The sequence below is a fragment of the Ensifer sp. LBL genome (assembly GCF_050435225.1).
GTDB lineage: Bacteria > Pseudomonadota > Alphaproteobacteria > Rhizobiales > Rhizobiaceae > Ensifer.
In genome coordinates, this window is the sequence record NZ_JBNDJY010000008.1 from 1 (window position 1) to 22,240 (window position 22,240).

General features: G+C 64.2%; 23 protein-coding genes. 12 read left to right on the forward strand and 11 right to left on the reverse strand.

The features are described from left to right. Positions 1-951 (forward strand): sulfate/molybdate ABC transporter ATP-binding protein (locus tag OKW20_RS27140; protein WP_429177161.1); only part of this gene is annotated, 951 nt, incomplete at its 5' end. Here OKW20_RS27140 and OKW20_RS27145 read toward each other — a convergent pair. Further along, positions 948-1,277, reverse strand: a complete 330-nt coding sequence (locus OKW20_RS27145; protein ID WP_429177164.1) for a YciI family protein — start codon at positions 1,275-1,277, stop codon at positions 948-950. The genes OKW20_RS27140 and OKW20_RS27145 overlap by 4 nt on opposite strands. Positions 1,278-1,431: 154 nt before the next feature. On the opposite strand from OKW20_RS27145, the gene OKW20_RS27150 reads away from it, so the two are divergent. The 4 genes from OKW20_RS27150 (at position 1,432) to chrA (ending at position 5,156) form a co-directional block, all read left to right on the forward strand. Next, positions 1,432-1,698, forward strand: coding sequence for a hypothetical protein (locus OKW20_RS27150; RefSeq protein WP_429177167.1), 267 nt, complete (start codon positions 1,432-1,434; stop codon positions 1,696-1,698). A 183-nt stretch (positions 1,699-1,881) separates the two neighbouring features. Continuing rightward, a complete protein-coding gene (locus tag OKW20_RS27155) occupies positions 1,882-2,640 on the forward strand; it encodes an alpha/beta hydrolase (protein WP_429177170.1) in 759 nt (252 codons plus the stop codon). A gap of 286 nt (positions 2,641-2,926) precedes the next feature. Then, positions 2,927-3,748 (forward strand): chromate resistance protein ChrB domain-containing protein, encoded by an 822-nt coding sequence (locus OKW20_RS27160; protein ID WP_429177173.1) that lies wholly within the window; start codon positions 2,927-2,929, stop codon positions 3,746-3,748. Between the two features lies 1 nt (position 3,749). Then, a complete protein-coding gene (chrA, locus tag OKW20_RS27165; protein ID WP_429177175.1) occupies positions 3,750-5,156 on the forward strand; it encodes a chromate efflux transporter in 1,407 nt (468 codons plus the stop codon). A gap of 15 nt (positions 5,157-5,171) precedes the next feature. Here chrA and OKW20_RS27170 read toward each other — a convergent pair whose 3' ends face one another. Then, on the reverse strand, positions 5,172-5,366 hold the full coding sequence (locus tag OKW20_RS27170) for a hypothetical protein (protein WP_429177178.1): 195 nt from the start codon (positions 5,364-5,366) through the stop codon (positions 5,172-5,174). Between the two features lie 235 nt (positions 5,367-5,601). Between OKW20_RS27170 and OKW20_RS27175 the strand changes: the two genes are divergently transcribed. The 6 genes from OKW20_RS27175 (at position 5,602) to OKW20_RS27200 (ending at position 11,134) form a co-directional block, all read left to right on the forward strand. Next, a complete protein-coding gene (locus tag OKW20_RS27175) occupies positions 5,602-6,630 on the forward strand; it encodes an NAD(P)H-dependent flavin oxidoreductase (protein ID WP_429177180.1) in 1,029 nt (342 codons plus the stop codon). Between the two features lie 107 nt (positions 6,631-6,737). Continuing rightward, the gene (locus OKW20_RS27180; RefSeq protein WP_429177183.1) at positions 6,738-7,670 is read left to right on the forward strand and encodes a LysR family transcriptional regulator; all 933 of its coding nucleotides are present in this window, start codon (positions 6,738-6,740) and stop codon (positions 7,668-7,670) included. Between the two features lie 143 nt (positions 7,671-7,813). After that, complete coding sequence (locus tag OKW20_RS27185; RefSeq protein WP_429177186.1) at positions 7,814-8,527, forward strand: SDR family NAD(P)-dependent oxidoreductase; 714 nt, start codon at positions 7,814-7,816, stop codon at positions 8,525-8,527. Positions 8,528-8,591: 64 nt separating this feature from the next. Then, positions 8,592-8,831 (forward strand): tautomerase family protein, encoded by a 240-nt coding sequence (locus OKW20_RS27190; protein ID WP_429177189.1) that lies wholly within the window; start codon positions 8,592-8,594, stop codon positions 8,829-8,831. 237 nt (positions 8,832-9,068) lie between these two features. Beyond that, on the forward strand, positions 9,069-9,809 hold the full coding sequence (locus tag OKW20_RS27195) for a response regulator (protein ID WP_429177191.1): 741 nt from the start codon (positions 9,069-9,071) through the stop codon (positions 9,807-9,809). After that, complete coding sequence (locus tag OKW20_RS27200) at positions 9,806-11,134, forward strand: HAMP domain-containing sensor histidine kinase (RefSeq protein WP_429177194.1); 1,329 nt, start codon at positions 9,806-9,808, stop codon at positions 11,132-11,134. Before OKW20_RS27195 ends, OKW20_RS27200 begins: the two co-directional genes overlap by 4 nt. A gap of 180 nt (positions 11,135-11,314) precedes the next feature. Here OKW20_RS27200 and OKW20_RS27205 read toward each other — a convergent pair whose 3' ends face one another. The 9 genes from OKW20_RS27205 to OKW20_RS27245 form a co-directional block, all read right to left on the reverse strand. Then, on the reverse strand, positions 11,315-11,731 hold the full coding sequence (locus OKW20_RS27205) for an organic hydroperoxide resistance protein (protein WP_429177196.1): 417 nt from the start codon (positions 11,729-11,731) through the stop codon (positions 11,315-11,317). Positions 11,732-12,002: 271 nt separating this feature from the next. Continuing rightward, positions 12,003-13,055: an alpha/beta fold hydrolase gene (locus OKW20_RS27210; protein WP_429177199.1), complete on the reverse strand. Its 1,053-nt coding sequence runs from the start codon at positions 13,053-13,055 to the stop codon at positions 12,003-12,005. Between the two features lie 153 nt (positions 13,056-13,208). After that, complete coding sequence (locus OKW20_RS27215) at positions 13,209-14,150, reverse strand: GlxA family transcriptional regulator (protein ID WP_429177202.1); 942 nt, start codon at positions 14,148-14,150, stop codon at positions 13,209-13,211. 88 nt (positions 14,151-14,238) lie between these two features. After that, positions 14,239-14,877, reverse strand: coding sequence for a VOC family protein (locus tag OKW20_RS27220; RefSeq protein ID WP_429177205.1), 639 nt, complete (start codon positions 14,875-14,877; stop codon positions 14,239-14,241). Between the two features lie 67 nt (positions 14,878-14,944). Then, a complete protein-coding gene (locus OKW20_RS27225; RefSeq protein ID WP_429177208.1) occupies positions 14,945-16,288 on the reverse strand; it encodes an epoxide hydrolase family protein in 1,344 nt (447 codons plus the stop codon). Positions 16,289-16,370: 82 nt separating this feature from the next. Continuing rightward, on the reverse strand, positions 16,371-17,168 hold the full coding sequence (locus tag OKW20_RS27230) for an SDR family NAD(P)-dependent oxidoreductase (RefSeq protein ID WP_429177211.1): 798 nt from the start codon (positions 17,166-17,168) through the stop codon (positions 16,371-16,373). Between the two features lie 327 nt (positions 17,169-17,495). After that, complete coding sequence (locus OKW20_RS27235; RefSeq protein WP_429177216.1) at positions 17,496-18,821, reverse strand: acetamidase/formamidase family protein; 1,326 nt, start codon at positions 18,819-18,821, stop codon at positions 17,496-17,498. Positions 18,822-18,884: 63 nt separating this feature from the next. Further along, positions 18,885-19,067, reverse strand: coding sequence for a hypothetical protein (locus tag OKW20_RS27240; RefSeq protein ID WP_429177219.1), 183 nt, complete (start codon positions 19,065-19,067; stop codon positions 18,885-18,887). A 141-nt stretch (positions 19,068-19,208) separates the two neighbouring features. Then, on the reverse strand, positions 19,209-20,978 hold the full coding sequence (locus OKW20_RS27245) for a cytochrome c biogenesis protein DipZ (protein WP_429177619.1): 1,770 nt from the start codon (positions 20,976-20,978) through the stop codon (positions 19,209-19,211). Positions 20,979-21,202: 224 nt separating this feature from the next. Here OKW20_RS27245 and OKW20_RS27250 point away from each other — a divergent pair, with 224 nt between their 5' ends. Next, complete coding sequence (locus OKW20_RS27250) at positions 21,203-22,240, forward strand: iron ABC transporter substrate-binding protein (RefSeq protein ID WP_429177221.1); 1,038 nt, start codon at positions 21,203-21,205, stop codon at positions 22,238-22,240.

Below are 22,240 nucleotides of genomic sequence, written 5' to 3' on the forward strand. Positions count from 1 at the left end.
TCGCAAAAGACCGTGCAGGAGCGCAACATCGGCTTCGTCTTCCAGCACTATGCCCTGTTCCGCCACATGACCGTGCTCGACAACGTCGCCTTCGGGCTCAAGGTGCGGCCCGCCAACCGCCGCCCGCCTTCGGCCGAGATCCGCAAGCGCGCGCTCGACCTGCTCGATCTCGTGCAGCTCTCCGGTCTCGACAAGCGCTATCCGGCCCAGCTTTCGGGCGGCCAGCGCCAGCGCGTGGCGCTCGCCCGCGCCATGGCGGTCGAACCGAACGTGCTTCTGCTCGACGAACCCTTCGGCGCGCTCGATGCGCAGGTCAGAAAAGAGCTGCGCAAGTGGCTGCGCGACATTCACGACCGCACCGGCCACACCACCATCTTCGTCACTCATGATCAGGACGAGGCGCTGGAGCTCGCCGACCGCGTCGTCGTCATGAGCAAGGGCGTGATCGAGCAGGTCGGCACCCCCGACGAGATCTACGACCATCCGGTCTCGCCCTTCGTCTACGGCTTCATCGGCCAGTCGAACTGCCTGTCGGTCACACTCCAGAACGGCGAGATCTGGTTCGAGGACCGGCCGATCGGGCTCAGAGCGCCGTCTGAAGCCGACGGCCCGGCCAAGCTGCACTTCCGCCCGCACGACATCGAGCTGATCGACGGCTGCGGCGGTTGTCTCGCCGGTCTGGTTGCCGCCAGCCGCCGCGTTGCCGGCACCCGCCATCTCGAACTCGACCTTGGCCGCAACCATCCGCATGTCGAGATCGAACTCTCCCCCGAACGCGCCGCCGCCGGCGACCACAGCCGCATCGCATTCCGGCCGACAAAGTGGAAACTGTTCAGGGAGGGCCGACCGGAAACGAAGGTTGCACCTGCCGGGGCTACGGAACCCCAGCGCCAGACGGCGGACGAGGCGGAATCCATGCTCGCCGCGCAGGTCTCCTGGGCGGCCCCTTAAGGAAGTTCAAGCGGCCAGACCTCGACCACGCCGTGGGCAACGGCGCAGGGCGTCTGTGATACCATGGCGATGGCTTCGTCGAGATCGGCCGCTTCGATCACCGCGAAGCCGGCCACCGGCAACGGGGATGACAGGAACGGCCCCTCCTTGGTTTCGACCCGGGCCGCATCCGTATTGCGAACCTGCACCGGCGCGCCCGCAATTCCCATCAATACGCCATCGGCCTGAAGCCGCGCGTCATGCGCATGCGCCGCATCGCGCACCGCTTCCGCCGTGCGATCGTAGCCGGCGCGATCGCCGTATCCGATGGTGATGAATTTCGGCATAAGCCTCTTCCTTCAAGTGGCCAGAGAAGAAACGCGCCTAGCTCTGACGGGCTAATTGACAGCCGGCCCTTGAGGCCGTTCCGTTGAGAGAACGCGGATGCGCCGGGAAAGTTGCAACAACCTCGGTGCTCGCGTCACAAAAAGGGAGGATCCGATGCCGACCATCATCGCCCATCACAACATCACCAAAGGCGCCGATCACTGGCTGACATCGCCGAGACGCAAGGAACTCTTCGGCACGCTCGGCATCACCAATATCCGGACCTTCGTCGACCCGAAGGATCCGACGCGCGTAGCCGTCATGATGGATGTTCCCGATATCGGCGCCCTCTCACAGGCGATGCAAAGCCAGGCCGCGGCGGACGCCATGGCCCATGACGGAGTTGTACCGTCGTCGCTTGTGATCCTGGTCGAATCGTAGCGCCCCTTCGCGCGGCGTCTGCTGGGCCATGCATGGCGAAAGACCGCGCTTCGGCCCTCGCCATGCCGGCGAGTTTGAGCCGTTACAATGCGGTACATATTGCTGCGAAGACCGACACATCCGGGATACCTCGCCTGAACAGATTGCGATCGTTGCCTCACGAACAGAAGAAGGAACGATCGCATGAGCCACCGCATCCTCCCGACCATCGCGCTTGCCTTGGCGACAAGCGTCGTCGCCTTCGCAGCGCAAGCAGCCGAGATCAAGAACATCGTCATCGTTCACGGCGCTTTCGCCGACGGTTCCGGCTGGCGACAGGCCTCCGAAATCCTCGAGCGCCGCGGCTTCAACGTGACCGTCGTCCAGGAGCCTCTAACGTCGCTCGCAGCCGACATCGAGGCGACGAACCGCATCCTCGATCTGCAGGACGGCCCCACCCTGCTCGTCGGCCACAGCTATGGCGGCATGGTCATCACCGAGGCCGGGCACCATAGCAAGGTCGAGGGGCTGGTCTACGTCGCCGCCTTTCAGCCCGACAAGGGCGAAAACCTTGCAACGCTCGCCGGATCGAACCCTGCGGCCGCCATGAGCGTGCGGGAAACCACCGACGGCAAGTATCTCTATCTCGACCCAAAGGCGTTTCCGGCCGACTTCGCCGCCGATTTGCCTGCGGCGGAGGCAGCCTTTGCGGCGCGATCGCAAGTCCTTGCCGCCAAGGAGGTCTTTGCCGCCAAAGTCGGCGACCCCGCCTGGCGCACCAAGAAAAGCTGGTCGATCATCGCGACCGATGACCGTGCCATCAACCCTGACCTGGAGAGAAGCATGGCCAGGCGCGCCGGCAGTGAGGTGACCGAAATCAAGGCGAGCCACGCTGTCTTTGCCTCGCAACCGGAAAAGGTTGCCGGTGTCATCGAGGCCGCAGCCGAGGAGGCCGCCAAATAGTCCTAACGCCGCCCTTCGCGACCTGAATGTAACCCTCGGCACTCAGGTCGCCTCCCTTGACGGTAACCGACATCTGCCGCCAAAGACCTGTAACAATCCTTCGGTAGCTTGCCTGGGATCACGCCTCAGCGCGAAGCGTTCTCGCCATACCCTTAAGTCGCTGCCGAAGCCCAGCTTGACAGCTTGCGGCCAACGGCTGCAAACTTCGCTCATGGGGTTGCGATCACCCCATGAGGCGCCAGCCGAAGCATCGCGTCCACAGAACCGCTCATCCGGAGGACGCGTCATGTCGTCATACCTCGAAATCTCATCGGAAAAACTCGCTCGCCTCATCGGCACGCCGAACTGTCCCGCGCTGATCGACGTGCGCGTCGACGAGGACTTCGACGCCGATCCACGTCTCGTCCCGGGATCCGTCAGGCACGACTATCGCAGCGTGCAGGACTGGACGCACGACGTCGATAAAGCGACGGCGATCATCATCTGCCAGCAGGGCAAGAAGCTCAGCCACGGCGTTGCCGCCTGGCTGCGCAATGCCGGCATCTCCGCCGATGTGCTCGAAGGCGGGTTCGAGACGTGGGTCGCAGGCGGCAACCCCGCCGTGCCGTCTTCGGCACTACCGGAACGGAACGCCCAAGGGCAGACCGTCTGGGTCACCCGGGCGCGGCCGAAGATCGACCGTATCGCCTGCCCCTGGCTGATCCGGCGCTTCGTCGATCCGCATGCCGTTTTTCTTTATGTGGCGCCGTCGGAAGTCGAGATGGTCGGCGAGCGCTTCGGGGCGACACCGTTCGACATCGACGCGCCCGTGCGCTGGAGCCATCGCGGCGAGCGCTGCACCTTCGACGTCATGGTCGAGGAATTCGGGCTTGCCACCGCCCCTCTGTTGCGGCTCGCCATGATCGTGCGTGCGGCCGATACCGCCCGCCTCGACCTCGCGCCGGAAGCGTCAGGTCTGCTTGCCGCCTCACTCGGGCTCTCACGCATGTATGCGGATGATCTGGAACAGCTGGACGCCGGCATGCTGCTCTACGACGCCTTCTATCGCTGGTGCCGCGATGCTACCAACGAGACCCACAACTGGCCTTCGGCCAAGAAGGACGCCTAAGATGACCGACATCGCAGACAAGGCCGCGCCGGGACCGGCGCGGCAACGGGAAAGCCACGGCATCTCCTTTGGCGAAGCGGTGCGGGTCTGGGCACGGATTGCGGCACTGAGCTTCGGCGGGCCGGCCGGACAGATCGCCGTCATGCACCGCATCCTCGTCGATGAAAAGCGCTGGATCGGCGAGCACCGTTTCCTGCACGCGCTCAACTACTGCATGCTTCTGCCGGGACCCGAGGCGCAACAGCTTGCCGTTTACATCGGCTGGCTCCTGCATCGCACCGCCGGCGGCCTCGTTGCCGGCATCCTCTTCGTGCTCCCGGGGTTTCTCGCGATCCTCGGCTTGAGCTACATCTACGCCGCCTTCGGCAGCGTCACCGTCGTTGAGGGCCTCTTCTTCGGGCTGAAGGCGGCCGTGCTCGCGGTCGTCGTTCAGGCCGTCTTCCGCATCGGCGGGCGGGCGCTGAAGAACAAGGTGATGATCGGCATTGCCGCAGCCGCCTTCATCGCAATCTTCGTTTTCCGCGTCCCCTTCCCGCTCATCATTCTTGCGGCCGGCGTACTTGGCTATGTCGGCGCCCGTTCCGGCTCGCAGTTCTTTCGCATCGGCGGCGGCCACAAGGCCGGCACGGGTCCCGTCCTCATGGACGAAGACTCCGCGCTCGGCGACGAAATTCCCGCGCATGCGCGCCCGAACCTCGCCTGGTCGCTGCGGATCTCCGCCATCCTGCTTGCCCTGTGGCTGGTGCCGCTGGCGCTGCTGGTCGCGATCCTCGGCACGGGCAACGTCTTCAGCCAGATCGGCCTCTTCTTCAGCCAGATGGCGGTGGTGACCTTCGGCGGCGCCTATGCCGTACTTGCCTATGTGGCGCAGGAAGCGGTGCAGCACTACGGTTGGCTGAAGCCCGGCGAGATGCTCGACGGGCTTGGCATGGCCGAGACGACGCCCGGGCCGCTGATCATGGTGGTGCAGTTCGTCGGCTTCATGGGCGCCTATCGCGATCCCGGCACGCTGTCCCCCATGGCGGCCGCGACCCTCGGAGCGATGCTGACGACCTGGGTTACCTTCGTTCCCTGCTTCCTCTGGATCTTTCTCGGCGCGCCCTTCATCGAGCGGCTGCGCAACAACGTGGCGCTGACCGGCGCCATGTCGGCGATCACCGCCGCCGTCGTCGGGGTCATCCTCAATCTTGCGGTCTGGTTCGGCCTGCACACGCTGTTTGCCGAAGTCGCCCCCTGGACGCCCGGGCCATTGGCGCTCGATGTTCCAGTTCTAGGGTCGCTGGTGCTGCCGTCGCTGCTGCTGACGCTTGCGGCCGGCGTGGCGATCTTCCGCTTCAATGTGTCGGTGATAACGACGCTGCTTGCCTGCGCGCTCGCCGGCATGGCCTGGACGCTGGCAACGAGCTGACGGCGGAGCCGGCGCTCAGTCGTCGTAGACAGATTGCGGCAGGTGAAATCCCTCCGGCAATTGCGATCCGTAGTGGCGCTCCTCCGGTGGCGGCGGCGGAGGCTCGCGGTGCTTTATCGCGCGAACCGCAAGAACGGCCTTCAGCTGGACCGGCCGGTAGTGCTCGACAAGGCTCGGAAGTACCTCTTGCTTATCCGTCCGTTGCGACATCGTAGGCCTCTTAGAAACGTCTCGTCACGCAGCAAGAGTGCCAGTCAATGGCCCGCCCCGCAACCGTCGGCAAGCGATCGGCAACCCCTGGGGCGTCGTCGCCTCCGCCATACCTGACGCAGGCGACCCCCGAGATATTCGGGTGAACTGTCTCGCCTCCCCTTGCGTCTCTAGCCTCTCACCCTACCTCTGCAGCGCTGCCGGATGGCAGGCAATATGCAGCGAGGACATCACTATGCAAGGCACCCTTTCGAAACTCGGCCTGAGACATCCCCTGATCGTCGCGCCGATGGCAGGAGGCCCTTCGTCGCCTGCGCTGGTGGCAGCCTCTTCGGCCGCCGGCGCGCTGGGCTCGGTGGGTGCGGCCTATTCGAGCCCGGCGGCAATCGCAGATTTCGTCCAGACCGTGCGCGCCCGCACGGATCGTCCGTTCGCCATCAACCTCTTCATCCAGCATCCGCAGCCGAAGGTCGACGCCGCGGCCCTCGAGCGCGCCGTGCGCGCAACGGCGGGGTACCGCGCCGAACTCGGCCTGCCGACGCCGGACTTTGCAGCGCCCTACGAAGAGGACTTCGACCATCAGTTCGAGGCAGTGCTGCGGGCAAAGCCTGCGGCGCTGAGCTTCGTCTTCGGCGTCCTGCCTGCCGAGCACATGCGCGCTGCTCGTGACGCCGGAATGTTGATCATCGGCACGGCAACGACGCCCGAGGAAGCCCTGGCGCTCGAAGAGAGCGGCGTCGATGCCATTACGCTGCAGGGATACGAGGCCGGCGGGCATCGGGGCATCTTCGATCCGTCCGCCGAGGATAGCGAAATCGGTATCGACGACCTGCTCGCCCGAAGCCTCAAAAAGACCAAGGTCCCGCTCATCGCCGCGGGTGGGATCATGACCGGTTCCGATATCCAAGCCGTTCTCGCGAGAGGCGCCAGCGCCGTGCAGACGGGTACGGCCTTCCTCGCGACCGCCGAAGCTGGGACATCGGCGCCCTATCGCGCAGCGCTAGAGGGCGCGGAGCGGAAGACGCGAACGACGCGCGCCTTCTCCGGTCGGTTTGCGCGTGGCGTCGAAAACCGTTTCATGAACGAGGTGGATGCCTCCGCCGTCATGCCCTTTCCGGCCCAGAACAAGTTCACGCGAGACATCAGGGCAGCGTCCACGGCCAAGGGTTCGCCAGACTTTCTGTCCTTATGGTCAGGCACCGGGAAGGGCGAGCTTTGGCAGGGCTCAGCGTCCGATTTGATCACCCGCCTCTTTCCGGCGTAACGCAGAAGGTGCAGCGCTCGCCGGTGCAGTACTATCGGCCCTTTACTTCCGCCGTTTTGCCGGTGAATTCTTACTCATCAGCAGCCATCCTTGCGAAAGTCGGCACAATGGATCGTATCGATGCGATGAAGGTCTTCGTCACGGCGATTGACGAAGGCAGCCTTGCGGGTGCGGCCCGCAAGCTCAAGCGCTCGCCGACAGCCGTCAGCCGCGCGCTGAACCTGCTCGAAGCCCATGTCGGTGTCGAACTGCTGCACCGGACGACCCGCTCGCTGAAACTCAGTGAAGCCGGCCAACGCTATGCCGCCGCGTGCCGCCGAGTGCTGGTCGATCTCGAAGAGGCCGACATGCTCGCAGGCGGCGAGCGCGCGGCCCCGCGCGGCACGGTCACGATCTCTGCACCGCCGATCCTCGGCGAAGAGATCCTGCGCCCGATCCTCGACGACTTCCTCAATCTCTACCCGGCGGTTTCGGCCCGGCTGCTGCTGCTCGACCGCTTCGTGAACCTTGTCGACGAAGGCGTCGATATCGCGTTGCGCATCGGCCATCTCGCGGATTCTTCGCTGATCTCGACACGCATCGGCGGGGATATAAGGCGCGTCGTTGTCGCCTCTCCCCGCTATCTCGCCAGCCATCCGCGCATCGACGAGCCCGCCGACCTCGCCAAGCACCAGATCGTCGCCTTTACCAACTTCGGCCTCGATTCCTGGGCCTTCACGCCGGCCGAGGGCTCGCTGATCCCGCGCACGGTGCAGTTCACGCCACGCTATATCGTCAACAGCGTGCGCGCGGCTGTCGATTCCGCCGCTGCGGGCACCGGGCTTACCCGGCTCTATTCCTACCATGTCGCGCGCCATGTTCATGACGGGCAGCTGAAGATCGTGCTGGCCGATGCCGAGCATCCGCCGATGCCGGTTCATCTTCTGGCACCGCAGGGCCGCATGTCGGTTCCCAAAGTTCGCGCCTTCGCGGATTTCGCCTTGCCGCGTCTCAGGACCGAGTTCGCACGCATGGCGATGGAAGCTGGCACGCTTGGCTGATTATGCCGAATTTCGGTTGATTGACTGCCAATTTTCGTCAATTCTCCCTCACATCGGATGGGTCTAAATCTGATTGCACCAACGCCGAGGGCGAAGGACGGGCTGAACGAAACGCCCGTTGCAATCGAAGAAGGATCACATCCATGAGCAACGAACAGAAGGTCGCCATTATCACCGGTGCATCGCAGGGTATCGGCGCCGCCCTGGTACAGGCCTACCGCGATCGCAGCTACCGCGTCATCGCCACGTCGCGCTCGATTCAGCAGAGCGCGGATGCCGGCATCCTCGCCATGGCCGGCGACATCGGCGATCCCGAGACCGCCGAGCGCGTCGTGCGCCAGGGCCTCGAACGGTTCGGCCGCATCGACACCCTGGTCAACAATGCCGGCGTCTTCACCGCCAAGCCGTTCACCGATTTCACCCAGGAAGACTATGACCTGAACTTGAGCGTCAATGTCGCCGGCTTCTTCCATATTACCCAGCGCGCCGCCCGCGAGATGCTGAAGCAGGGCTCCGGCCACATCGTCAGCATCACCACCAGCCTCGTCAACCAGCCGATTGCTGGCGTGCCCGCCGCGCTCGCCTCCATCACCAAGGGCGGCCTGAATTCGGTAACCCAGGCGCTCGCCATCGAATTCGCAACGTCAGGCGTTCGCGTCAACGCGGTTTCGCCCGGCATCATCAAGACGCCGATGCACCCGCCGGAAACGCATGCGGCGCTCTCGACGCTTCACCCCGTCGGCCGCATGGGCGAGATCCGCGATATCGTCGACGCCGTTCTTTACCTGGAGGGTGCCGGCTTCGTGACCGGGGAGATCCTGCATGTGGACGGCGGCCAGAACGCCGGACGCTGGTAGGATCGCAACTCTCCCAACAAACGCGGCACCTTGGGTGCCATCAAGCTCCAGAAAGGAGACGGCAATGCCGATCGTAACAGTTCAGGTGACCCGCGAGGGCACCACGCCGGAGCGCCAAGCGGTAACGGCGGAGGAAAAGGCGGAGATCATCAAGGGCGTCAGCCAGGTGCTACTCGACGTGCTCAACAAGCCGCTGGAATCGACCTATGTGGTCATCGAGGAAGTCGACCTCGACAATTGGGGCTGGGGCGGCCTGCCCACCGCCCAGTATCGCGCACAGCTTGCCGCAGAAGCTGGAGCCTGACGCGATCAGCCACAGTTCCCGCCACCCGCCGTTTGACAGCAAGCGGCGGGTTTCCTTTGTGAAATTGTGTCGAAATGTATCCGCAGACGCTTGCATTACAATCGCTTGCAAGTCTGGATGTTGCGAACACACCGGCGACATATCCGGAGCATCAACCGGACAGAGCAAGTGGCGCAGCCCCTCGCCCAGCGGCAACGGCACGATGCGAAGACCCAACCGACTTGAGGAGTTTGCTCGATGGAGCATATCGACCATGTGCTGATTGTCGACGACGACCGAGAGATCCGGGAACTCGTGTCGAGCTACCTGAAGAAGAACGGCCTGCGCGCGACCGCCGTCGCCGATGGGCGACAGATGCGCAGCTTCCTCGAGGGCGACACCGTCGATCTGATCGTGCTCGACGTGATGATGCCGGGCGACGACGGGTTGGTGCTCAGCCGCGAACTGCGCGCCGGCAAGCACAAGGCGATCCCGATCATCATGCTGACCGCCCGTTCTGACGAGATGGACCGCATTCTCGGGCTCGAAATGGGTGCGGACGACTATCTCTCCAAGCCATTTTCCGCGCGCGAACTGCTGGCCCGCATCAAGGCCGTGCTTCGGCGCGCGCGCATGCTGCCGCCCAACCTGCAGATTTCGGAGGCCGGGCAGTTGCTGCGCTTCGGCCGGTGGAAGCTCGATACGACGGCGCGGCACCTGATCGACGCCGATGGCACCGTGATCGCGCTGAGCGGCGCCGAATATCGGCTGCTGAAGGTGTTCGTCGACCACCCCCAGCGCGTGCTCAACCGCGACCAGCTGCTCAATCTCACGCAGGGCCGCGAGGCCGATCTCTTCGACCGCTCGATCGACCTGCTCGTCAGCCGGGTCCGTCAGCGGCTCGGCGACGACGCCCGCGAGCCGGCCTACATCAAGACGGTGCGCAGCGAAGGCTATGTCTTCTCGGTGCCGATCGAGATCGTGGAGGCGCGCGAATGACCGCGAACGCTGCTGATAGGGGCTTTCGACTATGGCCGCGCACGCTCAGGGCGCGGCTCTTTGTTATCCTGCTGGCGGGCCTTGCCATCGCACATGTGATGTCGTTCACCGTTCTGTTCTTCGAGCGCTACGTGGCGGCCAAGTCCGTCATGTTCAACACGCTGGAAAACGACATTGCGACCTCGATCGCGATCCTCGACCGCCTGCCCGCAGACGAGCGTGCCTCCTGGCTCAATCGCCTCAGCCGCGACAATTACGGCTTCATTCTCGGACCGGGCGTGCCCGGCAACCCGTCGGTCGATCCGGCCACCGCGGAACTCTCCGCCAACATCCAGCGCGCGACCGGACCGAAGTATCCGGTCACCGTCGAAACGATCCCCGGCGATCGCCGCCACGTGCAGGCGCATCTGACATTGAGCGACGGCTCGCCGCTGACGATCGATGTCTATCCCAAGGGGGTCATGCCGCTCGCCGACTGGCTGCCTTACGTGCTGCTGGCGCAGCTCGCGCTCCTGCTCTTCTGCAGCTGGTTTGCCATGCGCCAGGCCGTCCGCCCGCTCGTCAACCTCGCTGCCGCGGCCGACACACTCGACCCGAACCGCAACACGCCGCGGCTCAGTGAAACCGGCCCGACGGAAGTCGCCTATGCGGCGACCGCGTTCAATGCCATGCGCGACCGCATCGCCCAGTATCTCGAAGAGCGCGTCCAGATCCTGGCCGCCATTTCCCACGACCTGCAGACACCGATCACCCGCATGAAGCTGCGCGCGGAAATGGCCGAAGATTTCGCCGATCGCGAGAAGCTGATCCAAGACCTCGGCCAGATCGAGAGCCTGGTGAAGGAGGGCGTCGCCTATGCTCGCAGTGCCCACGGTAACGTCGAGAAATCGACGCGCGTCGATCTCGCCTCGTTCATTGAAAGCCTCGTCTACGACTATCAGGACACCGGCAAGTCCGTCAGCGCCAGCGACATCGATGGCGGCACGATCACGACCCGGCCGCAGGCGCTCAGGCGCATTCTCACCAACCTCGTCGACAACGCGCTCAAATTCGCAGGCAGCGCGGAGATCGAGGCCCGGCGGCTTGCCGACAATACGGTGGTTATCAGCGTGCTCGACCGCGGGCCGGGCATCCCGGAAGATCAACTGGGCGCCGTGCTGAAACCCTTCGTCCGGCTGGAGGATTCCCGCAATCGCGAGACCGGCGGGACCGGGCTTGGTCTCGCCATCGCCCAGCAGTTGGCAGCTTCCATCAACGCGTCTCTGACCTTGCGCAATCGTGACGGCGGCGGCCTTTTGGGCGAGTTGGTGATCCGCCCTCAGTAGAGGGGAGCTTCATTTCTCGCCATATAATACGAGATAAAACAATTATATATCGTATTTTTCTAATGTCGTTATTGAGATCGCAAGACCAGACTTGCCAGACCCGGGCATGCCGATGGCCAACGTAAAAGAGCGGCGACGCTGATGGTCGCCGCTCCGGAGGTGACGAGAGGTAAGTGCGGATCAGACGAGATTGATCGTCACGTCGATGTTCCCGCGCGTCGCCTTGGAATAAGGGCAGGTCTGGTGAGCGGCATCGACGAGACGTCGCGCAACGTCGGCGTCGATCCCCGGTAGGCTGACATTCAGCCGCGCCTTCAGAAAGTAGCCGCCGTCGCGGTTCAGCAGATCCACTTCGGCATCGACGGCGACGTCGGCGGGAAGTGCTATCTTCGACTGGCCGGCCGCCAGACCGATCGCGCCGATGAAACAGGCAGACCACCCTGCGGCAAAGAGTTGCTCCGGGTTCGTCCCCGGGCGGGAACTGCCGGGGCTGGAAAGCTTCATGTCTAGGCGTCCGTCGTCGCTCCGGGCGGCGCCGTCGCGTCCGCCGGTCGTGTGGGTCTTGCCGGTGTAGAGTACCTTTTCAGCTGCGCTCATGGTCTTTTTCCTTTCGACAGGTTTGCCGTCCGGGCCCGATTGCCCTGCGGCTGTCGAGACGCATCTGGCGCCTTCAAGGTGTCTCGGATGTTTCACCGGCGGCCCGGAAATGTATGGAAACCTACCCAGCGGCCGGCGCGGATACACGCTGATACGAAGCGGCCGTGTCGCCCGTGGCATCCGGCGGGTCGCGACACGATCACCGCGCACAAAAAAGCGCGGGGCCGGCGAACCGGAACCCCGCGCCTCCACGCAAGCCGCGGGAGAAAAACTAGAAACGATCGACGGCGACAATTGCGTCGGCAAAAGCGAGTGGCGCCTCCTGCGGCAGGTTATGGCCGATTCCGCCGGTAATCAGCCGATGCTCGTATCTGCCGGAAAAACGCTTGGCGTAGGCGGTGGGATCGGGATGCGGCGCGCCATTGGCATCGCCCTCGAGCGTGATGGTCGGGACGGCAATGGTGGGGAACTGCGCCAGCCGCTTTTCGAGGTCGTCGTACTGTGCTTCCCCTTCGGCCAGGCTGAGCCGCCAACGGTAGTTGTGGATCGAGATATCGACATGATCGGGGTTTTCAAGCGCCTCGGCGCTCCTGTCGAAAGTGGCGTCGTCGAAGTTCCACTTGGGCGAGGCAAGCTTCCAGATCAGCCGGGCGAACTCCTTGCGGTTCTGCTTGTAACCCTCATAGCCCCGCTCGGTGGCGAAGTAGAACTGATACCACCATGCAAGCTCGCCCTGCGGCGAAAGCGGCTTCCTGTTCACCTCCTGGCTACCGATGAGATAGCCGCTGACGGAGACCAGCGCCTTGCAGCGCTCGGGCCACAGGGCCGCGACGATGTTGGCGGTTCGCGCGCCCCAGTCGCAGCCGCCGATGACCGCCTTTTCGATCTTGAGCGCGTCCATCAGGGCAATGATATCCGTCGCGATCACAGCCTGCTGGCCGTTCCTCGGAGTGTCGGCAGAGAGGAACCGGGTCGTACCGTAGCCGCGCAGATAGGGAACGATGACACGGTAGCCGGCATTGGCGAGCACTGGCGCCACGTCCACATAGGTGTGAATGTCATAGGGCCAGCCGTGCAGCAGTATGACGACCGGAGCGTCGCTGGCGCCAAGTTCGGCGTAGCCGACGTTGAGTACGCCGGCATCGATCTGCTTGAGGACGGGGAAGGACTTGTTCGTGCCCGGGGCGACGGCCGGCAGGCGCGGCGCCTCACCGGCTCCCGCTTGCGCTCTGACCGCGCCGGCCGAAACGAACTGCGTTGCCGCCAGCGAGAGTGCGATTGCGCCGATGAAACGGCGGCGCGGGTGGTTGATTTCGTCCGACATTGACTACCCTCCGGTGAACTGAACTGGCATCAGGAATGAAGTGATGGTGTATCCGGAGCGTGTGCCTGGCGGCGCCCTATTGAAAGCACGTGTAGAAATGGCAGGGACCGGATACACGGCGATACAATCGCTTTTCGAGGCAGGTCACTACCGTCAGACAACGCCTTCGCGCGCATTGCGCCGGATCGTCTGGGGCGGCTGACCGAGCGTGCGCAGGAAGGCTCGACGCATGCGATCGCTATCGGCAAAACCAGTCTGTTCGGCGATCACGTCCATGGAGTGACGTCCCTGCTCCATCAAGAGGCGCGCCGCTTCGACACGCAGATGCTCGACCGCCTTGGCCGGCGACTGTCCGGTCTCGGAGCGGAACGCGCGGCTGAACTGGCGCGCACTCAGGCCGGCGGCGTCGGCGAGTTCGTCTACCGACAGGACGTTGCGGAGGTTGGCCTTGGCGTAATTGACCGACTTTTGAATGCGATCCGATTTCGGATCGAGTTCCAGCAGCGCGGAAAACTGCGACTGGCCACCGGCACGCCGGTGATAGACGACGAGCTTGCGCGCCACCTGACGGGCGACATCCTCGCCATGGTCCTTCTCGATCATCGCCAGCGCCAGATCGATGCTGGCCGTCATCCCGGCCGAGGTCCACACGCTGCCATCGACGATGAAGATACGATCCTCTTCTACCTTGACCTCGGGAAAGCGCTCGCGCAGCTGGCGGGCGAACACCCAATGGGTGGTGGCGCGGCGGCCGTCGAGCAGTCCGGACTCGGCGAGGATGAAGGCGCCCGTGCAAGGAGCGGCCACCCGTCGCGAGACCTCCAGGGCACGGCGCGCGAAGCCGGCAAGCCCCGGCGTTACCGGCTCGATCACGGTGCCCGCGCCGAACATGACGGTGTCATAGACCGCATCGTCGAAGGCTTTCGTCAGCACGCCGAAGCCGGCGGACGCCTTCACCTCGCCGCCCGCCTCCGACAGCAACTCGATCGCATAGGCCGGTTCGCCAAGCGTCAGGTTGGCGATCTCGAAGGCGGTGACCGCCGCAAAGCCCATGAGCTGAAATCCCGGAAAGACCACGTAGCCGATCCTGTGCATCTCAAACCACCTCTGTCCGACCTTGTCCGGAATGGCCGCTTATAGCAGATTTGCGCCATAGAGGGAACGCGACGGTCATGGCCGGGACTCATTCGGGAAGCGGCTTGCCCGCATGTTCGGCCACCATGTAGGCCGCATACCAATCCGGCCAGTTGTGGTCGTGCTCACCACCATTTCGCTTCTCGTGCTCGCCATGGGCGGCAGCCGCCCGGCGCAGGGCCGCCGCAAGGTCACCGACGGAGGCAAAGTCCGCAACGTCGGTATCCACGCGCCCGGCCAGACGTTCGGTCACCTCCTGCAACAGCCAGCCGTTGCCGTCGGGGTCGCTGAAGCTGGCATAGGAGCGGTAGCTGCGGCGCGAGGGATCGCGGCCGCTGATCGGCGGCTTACCGGGGCCTTCGCGATGGAAGATCTCGCTGACCTCGGCGCCCCGTTCGACGAGTTCCGCACGTGCGGCTTCGATATCCGAGACGATCAGATAGAGGCCGCTCGCCGAACCGGGCGTGGCCGAAGTCAGCCCGGTGCCGAAGTGGATCGATGCCGGCGAACCCGGGGGCGTGAACTGCACGACGCGAAACGCATCGCCAACGGGAAAGTCCGCATCCAGTCGCCAACCGAGGCGACCGTAGAAATTCTTGGCGCGATCGACGTCCGATACCGGGATGACCGCGACCTCGAACTTCAGGTCGACCGAAGGCGCCCTGCTGTGATTGTCTGCATTTGCCATGACACGTCTCCAATAAACGAAAACAGGGGTTATGGTGGAAAGGCGCGCGTTCGCGCGCCTCCTACTGTCAACTCGGTTGACGCAGTGACTTGAACGAAGCCCTCAACTCATCGACCAGGGCCGCCGGCTGTTCCCAGGCTGCAAAGTGTCCGCCCTTGGCCAGGCGATTATAATGGATGAGCTTGGGGAATGCCTTTTCTGCCCAGGACTTCGGCGCCTGATAAAGCTCGTCCGGGAACGCGCTAACGGCCACCGGAATCTGGATGCCCTTCGGCTGGAAGAAGGCAAGTTTGTTTTCCCAATAGAGCCGCGCCGACGACACGGCCGAATTGGTCAGCCAGTAGAGCGTGACATTGTCGAGCACGTCATCGCGCGTCAGCCCTTCCGGCTTGCCATCGAAGACGCGGGCGATCAGCTCGTAGCTGCGGGCGTCATGGTCGAGCATCCAGCTCGCGAGCCCGATCGGCGAATCCTCAATCGCATAAAGTGTTTGCGGCCGTTTGCTCATCTCCTGCGCATAGGAAAGCCCGTTGCGGTAGAAGAAGTCGAGCTGCTCATAGGCGCGGCGCTCGTCGGCCGAAAGGCTCGCTGGTGCCGGCTGGCCGGCATCCAGGCCCCTCTGGATTTCGGCTGGCACGGTCGCCGGCATGTTGGTGTGGATCCCGAGCAAGCCCGCCGGCTGCTGCAGGGCCATCTGCTCGGTAACGGCATCGCCCCAGTCGCCACCCTGCGCGACGTAATGGGTATATCCGAGGCGCTGCATCAGCACCGCCCAGGCGCGCGCGATCCGGACCGGATCCCATCCGCGCTCGGTCGGCTTGCCGGAGAAGCCGTAGCCGGGAAGCGAGGGGATGACGACGTCGAAAGCATCGGCTTCCGTGCCACCGTGGGCGGTCGGATTGGTCAGGGGGTCGATGATCTTCAACTGCTCGATAATCGAGCCCGGCCAGCCGTGGGTGACGATGAGCGGCATCGCATTCCTATGCTTGGAGCGCACGTGAATGAAGTGGATGTCGACGCCGTCGATGTTGGTCACGAATTGCGGCAGATCGTTGAGTGTCTTCTCCACCCGGCGCCAATCGTATGTGGTCGCCCAATAGTCCGCGAGCTGCTGCATGGTGGCGAGCTGAACGCCCTGGGTGCCATCGGTCACAAGCTCCCGGTCCGGCCACTTGGTCGCCGCGATGCGTTGCTTGAGGTCGGCAAGCGCGGCATCGCTGGCATGGAACTGGAAGGGCCGGATGGATTCGTCCGCGGCCGGCTTGGCAGCCGAGGCGATTTCGACGCCGCCGTCGGCAGACACGCCCGCCGCCTGAGCGGCGAGCGGAGGAAGCAGGATCGCGATCGCCCCCGACAGTGCCAATGCGGCCAGTCGGCGGTTTTGGACAATGGGCATAGAATGTCTGAACATCAACATTCTCCTGGTTCGATTGGCGAGGCGAAGAACCGCCTCGAAAGTCCGGGTTGGGAGGTCCCCGGAAGGTGAACCGGCGCTAGCTGCCGATACGGTAGCGAGCGGCCGGTGTTTTTCTGGAAAGGTTCGGCATCAGCTTCTGGCGGGCCGCCTCATAGGCTGCCCAGTCAGCGGCGTCCGGCAGCGCCGGGATGGTGATCACTTCGCCCTGGTCGAGGCCGGCAAGTGCAGCGTCCACCATGTCTTCGGCGCGCATGACGATCTCGCTCGGCACGTGTTCGATCGGCGTGCCGGCGATGCCCCAGAAATCTGTGGCGGTCGCCCCCGGCAACACGGCCTGGATGCGGATATTCCTGTCGGCAAGTTCCTTTTGAAGTGACAGGGTGAAGGCCAGCACGAAGGCTTTGGTGCCGCCATAGACGCCGTTCAGAACTTCCGGCGCCACGCCGACGATCGAGGCGATGTTGATGATCGTGCCGGCATCGCGCGCGGCAAATCCGGGCGCCGCCGCATAGGTCAGCCGCGTCAGCGCGCTGACGTTGAGCGTAATCATCTCGTCCATCTTGTCGACATCGGAGGCAAGCAGCGGCGCGGTCGCGCCGACCCCGGCATTGTTGATCAGCACCGTGATGCTCGCATCGTCCTGAAGGATCTTCTCGACCCGCCTGACATCATCCTTGTTGCCGAGGTCCGCGGCGACGACTTCGACGGAGCGGCCGGTTTCGTCCGCCAGCCGGCGGGCGAGATCGTCGAGGCGTACGCGGTTGCGCGCGACGAGGATGAGGTCATATCCGCGATGCGCCAGACGGTCGGCATAGATCGCGCCGATACCGGACGAAGCACCGGTGATCAGTGCAGTGCCTTTTGAATTGCTCATTTCAAGCTCCTTTCCTTGGGTTGGAGCCTCGATGGTACGGCCGAAAGACTTCGTCTCAAATGTCGTAATTCCGTCTTTTCGGGACATGCGCCTGAGCGGACGCGAACCAAACTTCGCCGTGACCGTGCGTGTGCGGTGTATCCCCGATGTGTTCGGAAGCGGCGTCTGTGTATCGCAATGTTTGAACGGCCGTGGACGGCGGCAAACCGATACGAAATGCCCTGGGGGTTTCTGCCGCTGCGCCGAAGCGTCAGAAAACGAAAACGGGGCCGACATGACGTCGACCCCGCACTCGTCTGCAAGCAACTCCCTGAAAATACGAGAGGCTCAGAGATTGTAGAGGCTGCGCGCGAACGCGCCGATGCCCTTTCCGTCGAGCAGGCTGAGGGGCGCGCGGAACGTCACCCGCGCGACGCCTGGATGGCGGCCGATCTCGATTGCGCCTGCGATCGTCGCCCGGTTCATCACTTCGGGAACGCTGAGGCCGAGCAGGTCTGCCGCCCGTTCCAGCCCATTCGTGGTCGCATCATTGAGGTTCGCGCCCGTGCCGATGAAGGTGACCGGAGCGTCGGCCTCGACCTCTCGGACACCGTGCTTGCGAGCAAGTGCCGCCACCCGCGTGCGTTCCGCCGCGTTCAGCGGACGCGCAAGGAACGGTACATCGTCCAGCACCGGCAGGAGGATCGGCCCGTCGATCTTGAGCCCCTTGATGACATGGACCTCCAGCGTCACCGTGCCGGCGACATCGCAGGTATGGCCGGCAATTTCGCCGTCTCCCTGAAGAGCATGCATGTCCCCCATATAGATACCGCCCCCCGGGACCTTGACCGGGCAGATCAGGATCGCGCCTTCCCGGACCGTGTTCACGTCCATGTGGCCGTCGGTCTTATGCCGGACGAGCTCGTCCGCGGTCAGGGAATAGGCATGCGGTGCGTCGGTCAGAAACTGGCCGAAATCGCCGGCATTGTGCGAGTCCGGCATCGCCTTCGAAGGCGTCGTGCCCAGTTGGCCGAGGAATGGCCGAAGCCTTGTGGCGACACCGACGAGGTCCGCCGGCGCGAAGGTCAGGATCGGATGCTGGATCGAGCCGTCCGGCAGGGCCAGCAGCCGTTCCGCATCCGTGGCGAAGGTTTCGGCGGTCGCCTTGCCGACGGTCAGGCCCACCTGGCGCTCATCGTCGAAAGCGATCGTGTAGCCGTTGGTGAAGATGAAGGGCGTCGCGTCTGCGCCGCAGTTCTCGCAGCGGATCGCCGTCTGGCCGATGCCTTCCACGCGCGTGCGCGGCCATTCCGTGCCGCAGCCCGGGCAAACGGCCGCGCAGAAGGGGTCACCGTTGAAGCGGCCGGCCACCACCTCGTCGTTGCCGGAGGCCGTCGCCGCGGACGTAACGATCAGCGAACGGATTCGAATGGCAATAGCATCGCCGATCTCGGCACCTGCGACCGCCACAGGGCGCGTCACCTCATGTCCGCCGCGGATCTCCGGCGTGATCATCGGCCCCCAACATCCCGGCGCCGTGTTGGCGATGATGACACCGCCATCCGCAACCGGCCCCAGCATCGGCTCGGCCGGATCGAGGATCCCGTTGGTCAATTCGTTGACGAATACCGTCCGAGCCCCGGTCGTCTGGCGTTCTCTCGTTTTCTCCAGCATGTCACTTTCCTCCAGGTTGATTGGTGTCAAAGGTTCAGGCCGTTCGTCACGGCGATACTATCATCAGTTGAAGAAGGGGTCGGCAAGCTCCTCGTGCGGCAATCCTGCCGTCTGCTCGGCCCCCGTTGCGGATCCGGAACCGGAAACGAGCGCGGCAAGAAGCGAGGGCTCTCTCGGGTCGCTATCCCAGGCGCATGGGGCGGCCGCGAGCACGGCGATGGCGAAAATTGTTGCGAAGATACGCATGGTGGCTCCTTCCGTTATTGATGTCTGCAGTGGCGTTTCGTCACCGAAGGCTCGTGCTCGCGGCCAGAGATTTTCTTGGAGGTATCGCGGGCGTAACCAGTTGCGCGCTGGCAGTTCGTCTCTGTCGCCAACGGCACGCTCTCATCCAAAGGTGAAGACGAAGGCTTCTGCGCCGGGTGCGAGGAAGCGGATTTCGAAGGTCCGCTCCCGGGCTTCGCCGGACTGGCGGACGAGCTGGTAAAGACGGGTCTCCGTGACGGTACCGTTGCCGGCAGCATCGATATCCGCTCCATGGTCCGCCGCCGGCGGCGCCCCGTCCACAGTTACCTGAAACCGGACCGGCTTGCCGCCGGCGCCAGTGCCGAGCACCAGGTGCAGGTCCCGCGCGCGGAACCGGTAGGTGATGCCGCCGCCGGGGTCGTTGAGCCGCGCCTCTTCGGCGCCGACCGTCCAGTTGCCGGTCAACCCCCATTCATTGAGCCCCGGTTCGCCGGCCGTGTACTGTGCCGCTGCATTGGCCGAGACGCCCTCGGGCGAGACGAAGTTTGCCGCGCGCGCATAGCCGACATAGGTCTCGCCTGAGCCGAGGCGTGCCAGGTCCGGCGAGGCCTCGGCGCCCTTCGCATCCGGCTTGACCAGACCGCCTTCGGCCTTTTTCTTGCCGGCTGCTTCCGCCAGCAGGTCCTGGATCACCCGCTCGGACCCCTCGTAGTCGCCTTCGCCGAAATGGGTGTAGCGGATCTGCCCCTCGGCATCGATGAAGTAGTGGGCCGGCCAGTAGCTGTTGGAGAAGGCGCGCCAGATGGCGAAATCGTTGTCGATCGCCACCGGATAGGTGATCTTGAAATCGCGTACCGCCTTCTCGACATTGCCGATCTGCTTTTCGAAAGCGAATTCCGGAGCGTGCACGCCGATGACGACAAGGCCCTGGTCCCGATACTTCTCAGCCCAGGCCCGAACGTAAGGGATGGTGCGGATGCAGTTGATGCAGGAATAGGTCCAGAAATCGACAAGCACGACCTTGCCGCGAAGCTCGGCCGGCGTCAGTGGCTTCGAATTCAACCACTGAACTGCACCGTCAAGCGACGGGAACTGTCCTTCGACCGGAAGGTCGCTGCGATAGGCCGCCTGTCGCGTATCCTTTGCGGCAAAGGTCATGCGCGTGCTTGCGACGTTCACGGGCGATGCACCGCTGCGCAGGCGATCGAGGATCGACTGTTCTAAGCCCGGCGTACTCGCATAAGAAAGCTGCGCCAAAAGACCGGTGTCGAGCCCCAGCGCGATCGCGCCAACGCCAGCAAGCACTGCCACGCCGAGACCCTGGCGGATGCGGTCGCCAAGGCCGAGAAAGCGCTTCATCGCCGCGAACACTCGAGCACCGGCCAGAACGGCAAGCGCCAGCGAGGTCGCTGCACCGGCCGCATAGGCGACAAGCAACAGCGTCGTCTGCGCGTTCGCGCCATTCAGCGCCGCCCCTGTTAGCACCAGGCCGAGCACCGGCCCGGCGCACGGCGCCCAGAGCAATCCGGTCGCAACGCCAAGGAGGATCGAGCCGCCGATGCTACCCTTCTCCCCGGTCGCGGCCTTCCGCGACAGCCGGTTGCCGAGTTCCACGAGCGGACCGGTCACGAGGGCGGCAGCCCGCGTCGAGAGCAGTGTCACGCCGAAGACGGCGAGCATCGCGATCGCTGCGTAGCGGCCGTAGGCGTTTGCCTGCACAGCCCAGTTGCCGCCAAGGGCTGCAAGCGAAGCGATACCCGCAAAGGTCACGATCTTGGCGAGCAGCATCGGAAGAATGCTGGTGGAAAAGGGCTGGCCGGTGCGGGCAAACACGAATGGCAGCACCGGCAGGATGCAGGGGCTGACGATCGTCAGCACGCCGGCAAGATAGGCTACAACAAAGAGGATCATCATCGTCTCTCCGCATGGGATCGATGCCCGAGGCACAGATCGCTTGTCACGTGCGGCAGAGGACCATCGCGACGTATCGCGGATGTTTCCGACAGGAGCGGATTTGTATCTCAATGCATCAGAGTGCAGCTCACCATCGCAATTCGCGCAATCAATATATTCCATGAGATATAACGGCATGCCATAGTGCGGCCCGACCGATCCCTCTCGCTATCGTGGCCTCCATGTTGAAATCTCTTGCGATAATCTTTTCCGCCATGCTCGGCCTTGCCTCAGGCGCAGCCGAGGCGCGTACGATCACCGATGCCGCCGGGCGGACCGTTGAGGTTCCCGATACCATCACCCGCGTGCTTGCTGCCGGCCCGCCGGCCTCGGTACTCACCTACGTGCTGGCGCCGGACAAGCTCGCCGGCTGGGTACGGGAGCCGACGGAGGAGCAAAAGGCATATCTGATGCCGTCGGTCCGGGACCTGCCGACCTACGGCCAGCTCACGGGCAAGGGCGGCAGCGCCAATGTCGAGGCGGTGCTTGCCGCCAAACCGGACATCATTCTCGACGTCGGTACCGTCAACGACACCTACCGCTCGCTGGCCGACAAGGTGCAGGCGCAGACCGGCATTCCCTACGTGCTGATCGACGGCCGCTTCGCCGACAGCGGCAAGACGCTGCGCGACGTCGGCGCGCTGCTTGGCGTGACCGAACGCGCCGAAACGCTCGCAACCTATGCCGACAAGCGGATCAAGGACCTGAACGACAACCTTGCCAAGATACCGGCCGATCAGCGGCCGCGCGTCTATTATGGACGCGGCCCGGAAGGGCTGGAAACAGGGCTTTCCGGCTCGATCAATGTCGAGATCCTCGAGGCCGTCGGCGCAGAGAATGTTGCGGCGGCGGCCGGCAAGGGCAGCCTGACCCAGGTGTCGCTCGAACAGATCCTCTCCTGGAACCCGGACGTCATCATCGCCGCAAGCGGCAAGTTTGCAGCCTCGGCCAAGAAGGATCCACTCTGGGCCGACGTGAAGGCAATCACCACCGGCCGGGTGTTCACTGCGCCGTCCCTGCCCTACGGCTGGTTCGACTCGCCGCCTGCGATCAACCGACTGATCGGCGTCGTCTGGCTGCAGAAGCTGTTTTATCCGGACAGCTTCAAGGGCGATCTGAAGGCCGAAACCCGCGATTTCTACAAGCTGTTCTACCAGGTTGACCTGACGGAAGAACAAGTGGCCACGCTCCTGAAGGGGGCGGTGCCGGCTTCGAAATGA

What these genes read in the sequence shown, in the direction of transcription:
- OKW20_RS27225 (WP_429177208.1), bottom strand. Translation starts at nt 16,288, where the DNA reads ATGTTCAGACATTCTATGCCCATTGTCCAAAACCGCCGACTGGCCGCA.
- OKW20_RS27195 (WP_429177191.1), top strand. Translation starts at nt 9,069, where the DNA reads ATGGAGCATATCGACCATGTGCTGATTGTCGACGACGACCGAGAGATC.
- OKW20_RS27245 (WP_429177619.1), bottom strand. Translation starts at nt 20,978, where the DNA reads ATGATCCTCTTTGTTGTAGCCTATCTTGCCGGCGTGCTGACGATCGTC.
- OKW20_RS27220 (WP_429177205.1), bottom strand. Translation starts at nt 14,877, where the DNA reads ATGGCAAATGCAGACAATCACAGCAGGGCGCCTTCGGTCGACCTGAAG.
- OKW20_RS27145 (WP_429177164.1), bottom strand. Translation starts at nt 1,277, where the DNA reads ATGCCGAAATTCATCACCATCGGATACGGCGATCGCGCCGGCTACGAT.
- OKW20_RS27180 (WP_429177183.1), top strand. Translation starts at nt 6,738, where the DNA reads ATGGATCGTATCGATGCGATGAAGGTCTTCGTCACGGCGATTGACGAA.
- OKW20_RS27190 (WP_429177189.1), top strand. Translation starts at nt 8,592, where the DNA reads ATGCCGATCGTAACAGTTCAGGTGACCCGCGAGGGCACCACGCCGGAG.
- OKW20_RS27155 (WP_429177170.1), top strand. Translation starts at nt 1,882, where the DNA reads ATGAGCCACCGCATCCTCCCGACCATCGCGCTTGCCTTGGCGACAAGC.
- OKW20_RS27210 (WP_429177199.1), bottom strand. Translation starts at nt 13,055, where the DNA reads ATGTCGGACGAAATCAACCACCCGCGCCGCCGTTTCATCGGCGCAATC.
- OKW20_RS27240 (WP_429177219.1), bottom strand. Translation starts at nt 19,067, where the DNA reads ATGCGTATCTTCGCAACAATTTTCGCCATCGCCGTGCTCGCGGCCGCC.
- OKW20_RS27200 (WP_429177194.1), top strand. Translation starts at nt 9,806, where the DNA reads ATGACCGCGAACGCTGCTGATAGGGGCTTTCGACTATGGCCGCGCACG.
- OKW20_RS27150 (WP_429177167.1), top strand. Translation starts at nt 1,432, where the DNA reads ATGCCGACCATCATCGCCCATCACAACATCACCAAAGGCGCCGATCAC.
- OKW20_RS27215 (WP_429177202.1), bottom strand. Translation starts at nt 14,150, where the DNA reads ATGCACAGGATCGGCTACGTGGTCTTTCCGGGATTTCAGCTCATGGGC.
- OKW20_RS27205 (WP_429177196.1), bottom strand. Translation starts at nt 11,731, where the DNA reads ATGAGCGCAGCTGAAAAGGTACTCTACACCGGCAAGACCCACACGACC.
- chrA (WP_429177175.1), top strand. Translation starts at nt 3,750, where the DNA reads ATGACCGACATCGCAGACAAGGCCGCGCCGGGACCGGCGCGGCAACGG.
- OKW20_RS27160 (WP_429177173.1), top strand. Translation starts at nt 2,927, where the DNA reads ATGTCGTCATACCTCGAAATCTCATCGGAAAAACTCGCTCGCCTCATC.
- OKW20_RS27250 (WP_429177221.1), top strand. Translation starts at nt 21,203, where the DNA reads ATGTTGAAATCTCTTGCGATAATCTTTTCCGCCATGCTCGGCCTTGCC.
- OKW20_RS27170 (WP_429177178.1), bottom strand. Translation starts at nt 5,366, where the DNA reads ATGTCGCAACGGACGGATAAGCAAGAGGTACTTCCGAGCCTTGTCGAG.
- OKW20_RS27230 (WP_429177211.1), bottom strand. Translation starts at nt 17,168, where the DNA reads ATGAGCAATTCAAAAGGCACTGCACTGATCACCGGTGCTTCGTCCGGT.
- OKW20_RS27185 (WP_429177186.1), top strand. Translation starts at nt 7,814, where the DNA reads ATGAGCAACGAACAGAAGGTCGCCATTATCACCGGTGCATCGCAGGGT.
- OKW20_RS27235 (WP_429177216.1), bottom strand. Translation starts at nt 18,821, where the DNA reads ATGCTGGAGAAAACGAGAGAACGCCAGACGACCGGGGCTCGGACGGTA.
- OKW20_RS27175 (WP_429177180.1), top strand. Translation starts at nt 5,602, where the DNA reads ATGCAAGGCACCCTTTCGAAACTCGGCCTGAGACATCCCCTGATCGTC.